Origin of the sequence: Kordia sp., from assembly GCF_045105435.1 — a bacterium.
Taxonomy (GTDB): Bacteria; Bacteroidota; Bacteroidia; order Flavobacteriales; family Flavobacteriaceae; genus Kordia.
On sequence record NZ_JBGCDL010000026.1, the window covers coordinates 1 to 5,036 of the forward strand.

Sequence of the window (5,036 nt, forward strand, 5' to 3'; positions counted from 1 at the left end):
ATCTGAGATTCAATTCATCAAAAAAGAAGGAAATCCAGAAAATTTAGAAACACTCTACAATCTTTATACTGGATTAGAAAATAGGCAACAATCTATAAAACCATTACTTCCACTACCACTTTTAAAAGAAGGAAGAAATGCGCGATTTAAGTTAAGTAATTATGCTGAAGAAATTATTAGCACTAAAAATAAAATGGTGGCGCATTTATATAACAAAGCGTCAATGTCCATGCTGCAAAATTCTAAAAACAAATACAGTTACCGGGAAGTCTTTGACGATTTACGATATATAAATAGAATTTCGCCTAATTATAAAAATGTGCGTCAACTAATGGAAGAAGCACAAGCAAAAGGAACTGATTTTGTTTTAGTTACTTTAAATAATGCGACAAATAAAGTAATTCCGAGACGTCTAGAAGATGATTTATTAAACTTTAATACCTACGGATTAAACGATACTTGGACTGTATATCACGGAAATGAAATTCCAGAAATAAACTATGATTTTGGTTTAATTTTAGAATTTAGAAACATTCTCGTTTCGCCTGAACAAATTAGAGAAAAACAAATCATCAAAGAGAAACAAGTAAAAGATGGTTGGAAATATGTGTTAGACACGAATGGAAACGTAGTAAAAGACAGTCTTGGAAATGATATTAAGGTTGATAAATTTAAAACGGTTCGTTGCGAATTGTATGAATTTACACAATTTAAAGCTACCAAAGTAGATGGACAAGTACGTTACGTGAATTATAAAACGAAGCAGTTGATTGAAGCATTTCCACTAACTACAGAGTTCATTTTTGAACATGCGTATGCTGATTTTGATGGAGATCGAAGAGCGTTAGATGATCGATACCGAGATTTAATTACTGTGAGAGCAGTTCCGTTTCCTAGCAACGAACAAATGATTTACGATTCGGGAGAAGACATAAAAGCGCGACTCAAAGCAATTTTGACACGGAATAAATTTAGGCGATAAATACAAAATATGAAATTTAAAAAAAGTACAGTCGAGAAGTAAAAAACATAACGTTTCTTAAATCTCGACTGTATTAGTAGGCTAATTTTTGTGCCTGCATTTAGTAATCAGATTAAATATCTGAACAATAAAGAGAGTTTGTTTAAAATTTGCCTATTCAAAACAAATCTATCTAAAAATGCAAAAAACAGCAATATTTATATATCAAAGGAAATTACACAAACTGCGCTAATGGAATCGCATTGATTTGACTGTGAGAAGCATGCCCGACAGTAATTCCATTTTTCACTAAAATTAACTGCGGACTTTCATGCCATACCTGAAAACGTGCTGCAATTTCTTGTGAAATTGGTCGGTAATTCAATAAATCCAAATAATACATAGTCATTTGGTTTTCCTCCAAATCGTACTGACTTTCAAACTGTTTAATCACCATTCTACTGATTCCGCAACGCGTACTATGCTTAAAAATGGCAACAGGTTTCGCCTTAGATTCTTCAACAATAGTATCAAGTTGTGAAAGATCTGTCAATGGTTTCCATTGTATTTTTGAAGGTTCTGGAGCTTCCGAAGCATCAGAACTTCCAAATATTTTATTGAATATTCCCATAAGTATGTGTAAATTTAAACTATCAGTCGTATACTTTATATAAAACTTGCTAAAATGTCAAAATGTCTTGTAAATACTAGCATTAACCGTCATTTTGTCTTGTATTCTCAATTGGAATAACAATTGCAAAACTACTATAAAATCAAAGAACTCAACGCTATGAATTTTAATAATTACACTATAAAATCACAAGAAGCTGTACAGCAAGCACAGCTCATTACACAAACGTACGGACATCAACAGATTGAAAATGAACACCTTTTCAAAGCAATTATGGAAGTTGATGACAATGTGTTGCCTTTTTTATTAAAAAAACTCAATGTAAATATTTCTTTGCTAGAACAAATACTAGAAAGTACCTTGCAAAGTTTTTCAAAAGTAACAGGAACTAATATCATGTTATCGCCAAATACAGGAAAAACATTAACAGATGCAAGTATTATTGCCAAAGAAATGAATGACGAATTTGTTTCTACTTCACATTTAATACTTGCCATTTTTAAATCGAATAGTAAAATATCGCAAATTTTAAAAGATCAAGGAGTTACTGAGAAAACGCTAAAAGCTGCCATTCAAGAATTGCGCAAAGGCGAACGTGTTACTTCAGCTACAGCCGAAGAAACCTATAACTCGCTCAACAAATACGCAAACAATTTAAACCAATTGGCAAACGATGGAAAACTCGATCCTGTTATTGGTAGAGATGAAGAAATTCGTAGAGTATTGCAAATTCTTTCTCGTAGAACCAAAAATAATCCAATCTTAGTTGGTGAACCTGGTGTTGGTAAAACCGCTATTGCGGAAGGACTAGCACACAGAATTATTCAAGGCGATGTACCTGAAAATTTAAAAGACAAGCAAATATTTTCACTCGATATGGGCGCATTAATTGCTGGCGCTAAATTTAAAGGAGAATTTGAAGAACGCTTGAAAGCCGTAATAAAAGAAGTAACTTCTGCTGATGGCGATATTGTCCTTTTCATTGATGAAATTCACACACTTGTTGGCGCTGGTGGCGGACAAGGTGCTATGGATGCGGCAAACATATTAAAACCTGCATTGGCACGTGGAGAACTGAGAGCAATTGGAGCAACGACTTTGGACGAATATCAAAAGTATTTTGAGAAAGATAAAGCATTAGAACGTCGTTTTCAAAAAATTATGGTTGCGGAACCTGATACGGAAAGTGCAATTTCTATTTTGAGAGGAATTAAAGAAAAATATGAAACACACCATAAAGTTCGTATCAAAGATGAAGCAATTATTGCCGCTGTAGAACTTTCGCAACGATATATTACGAATCGATTTTTACCAGATAAAGCCATCGATTTAATTGACGAAGCAGCTTCAAAGTTACGTATGGAAATCAATTCAAAACCAGAAGAATTAGATGTTTTAGACAGACGTATCATGCAATTGGAAATTGAAATTGAAGCCATTAAACGTGAAAATGATGAAGTAAAACTCAAATCGCTTAATTCAGAGTTGGCAAACATCAAAGAAGAACGCAATGAAATTTTCGCCAAATGGCAATCTGAAAAAGATGTAGTAGATAAAGTACAAGCTACAAAAGAGGCAATTGAGAACTATCGCGCGGAAGCGGAACGTGCCGAACGTGAAGGAAACTACGGAAAAGTAGCCGAATTGCGTTATGGAAAAATTAAAGAAGCACAAGGAAATTTAGATGCTTTACAGCTAGAATTGGAAGCGCAAGAAGAAAATGCGTTGATAAAAGAAGAAGTTACCAATGAAGATATTGCGGAAGTTGTGGCAAAATGGACAGGAATTCCTGTGACAAAAATGTTGCAAAGCGAACGTGAAAAGTTACTAGAACTCGAAAATGAATTGCACAAACGCGTCGTAGGACAACAAGAAGCTATTGTTGCTGTTTCGGATGCTGTTCGTAGAAGTCGTGCTGGATTACAAGATGCAAATCGACCAATTGGTTCGTTCCTTTTCTTAGGAATGACAGGTGTCGGAAAAACCGAATTGGCAAAAGCACTTGCCTCCTATTTGTTTGACGACGAAAACGCCATGACGCGAATTGATATGAGCGAATACCAAGAATCGCATTCGGTGAGTAGATTGGTTGGTGCGCCTCCAGGATATGTAGGGTATGATGAAGGTGGACAATTGACAGAAGCCGTACGACGCAGACCATATTCAGTTGTTTTATTAGATGAAATTGAAAAAGCACATCCAGATACGTTCAATATTTTATTACAAGTATTAGATGAAGGTCGTTTGACAGATAATAAAGGAAGAGTTGCCGATTTTAAAAACGCAATCATTATTATGACTTCTAACATGGGAAGTCATATTATAGAGGACAAATTCAAAGCAATAAAAGATGTCTACAGCGCTACAGAAGCTGCAAAAGTTGAAGTATTAGGCTTGTTGAAGAAAACGGTGCGACCAGAATTTTTGAATCGTATTGATGATATGGTAATGTTTACGCCACTATCACAAAGCAACATTAAGGAAATTGTTCGATTGCAAATTAAGAAAGTGATTAAAGTGCTTGAAAAACAACAAATTACTTTAGATGCGACCGAAGAAGCCATTCAATATTTGGCGCAACAAGGATTTGATCCACAATTCGGTGCAAGACCAGTAAAGCGTGTCATTCAGCGAAAAGTATTAAATGAACTTTCCAAAGAAATATTAAGCGGAAAAGTAACGGCAGATAGTATTATTTTGTTAGATGAATTTAATGATGAACTCGTTTTTCGAAATCAGACTGATTTGATTGAAAAGTAATCTAACATAAAAATAATAAGCAATAAGAAAGAGCAGTTTGTATAAAGCTGCTCTTTCTATTTACTAACAAAAGATAGGAAATGATTTCATATCTCTTGAACTACAAGATTCATTACTAAAACGCTGTTGGAAAGGCTTTATTTTACTGGGAAAAGTTAAAGTTTTGCGAATTTACTCGCAACGAAATAAAACTTAAAATAGTATACAAACAGTGCTGATCTTACTGAACTAGAATAAAGATGATTAAGTGGAATAAAAATATATGTATATTTAGATTCAGATTTTAAGCATTAAAAATATTCTAGACTTAAAAAGTTTAACAACAAACAAATGAAGTTTAAAATTTCTCATAAAATCATTTTTTTTCTGCTAGTATTCATACTATTTAATAGCTGTATGAATACCTATGAGCCAAAAAGCAAGCAACAATTAGCGGAAGCATTTGAAGCAAACTTCGGTTTCAAACCTCCAAAATCTATCAAAGAAATAAAATTCCAGCAAAGAGAAATATATGATACTACTATTATATGGCTGGCTTTTACAAATGATTTAATTGTCTTGGAAAAAATTCTAAGAAAAGATGAATCATTACAAGTAATGACAAAGAAAACTCCAATATTTCATTACACTATTGAAAATATAAAAGAAACGTATAATATTCCAAAATGGTTTAAATTTCCTAGT

Annotated in this window: 3 protein-coding genes and 1 pseudogene; 3 read left to right on the forward strand and 1 reads right to left on the reverse strand. The window is 33.4% G+C overall.

What is annotated here, in order from left to right:
• Positions 1-982, forward strand: a 982-nt coding sequence (locus AB8B65_RS01060; RefSeq protein ID WP_405298937.1) for a hypothetical protein, incomplete at its 5' end; no start/stop codon positions are given.
• Between the two features lie 214 nt (positions 983-1,196).
• On the opposite strand, the gene ytxJ is transcribed toward AB8B65_RS01060, so the two are convergent.
• The gene (gene ytxJ / locus AB8B65_RS01065; protein ID WP_405298938.1) at positions 1,197-1,592 is read right to left on the reverse strand and encodes a bacillithiol system redox-active protein YtxJ; all 396 of its coding nucleotides are present in this window, start codon (positions 1,590-1,592) and stop codon (positions 1,197-1,199) included.
• A gap of 159 nt (positions 1,593-1,751) precedes the next feature.
• Between ytxJ and clpB the strand changes: the two genes are divergently transcribed.
• Both clpB and AB8B65_RS01075 read left to right on the forward strand, forming a co-directional pair.
• On the forward strand, positions 1,752-4,352 hold the full coding sequence (gene clpB / locus AB8B65_RS01070) for an ATP-dependent chaperone ClpB (RefSeq protein ID WP_405298939.1): 2,601 nt from the start codon (positions 1,752-1,754) through the stop codon (positions 4,350-4,352).
• A gap of 396 nt (positions 4,353-4,748) precedes the next feature.
• Positions 4,749-5,036, forward strand: a pseudogene (locus AB8B65_RS01075) (hypothetical protein); the annotation flags it as partial.

What these genes read in the sequence shown, in the direction of transcription:
- ytxJ (WP_405298938.1), bottom strand. Translation starts at nt 1,592, where the DNA reads ATGGGAATATTCAATAAAATATTTGGAAGTTCTGATGCTTCGGAAGCT.
- clpB (WP_405298939.1), top strand. Translation starts at nt 1,752, where the DNA reads ATGAATTTTAATAATTACACTATAAAATCACAAGAAGCTGTACAGCAA.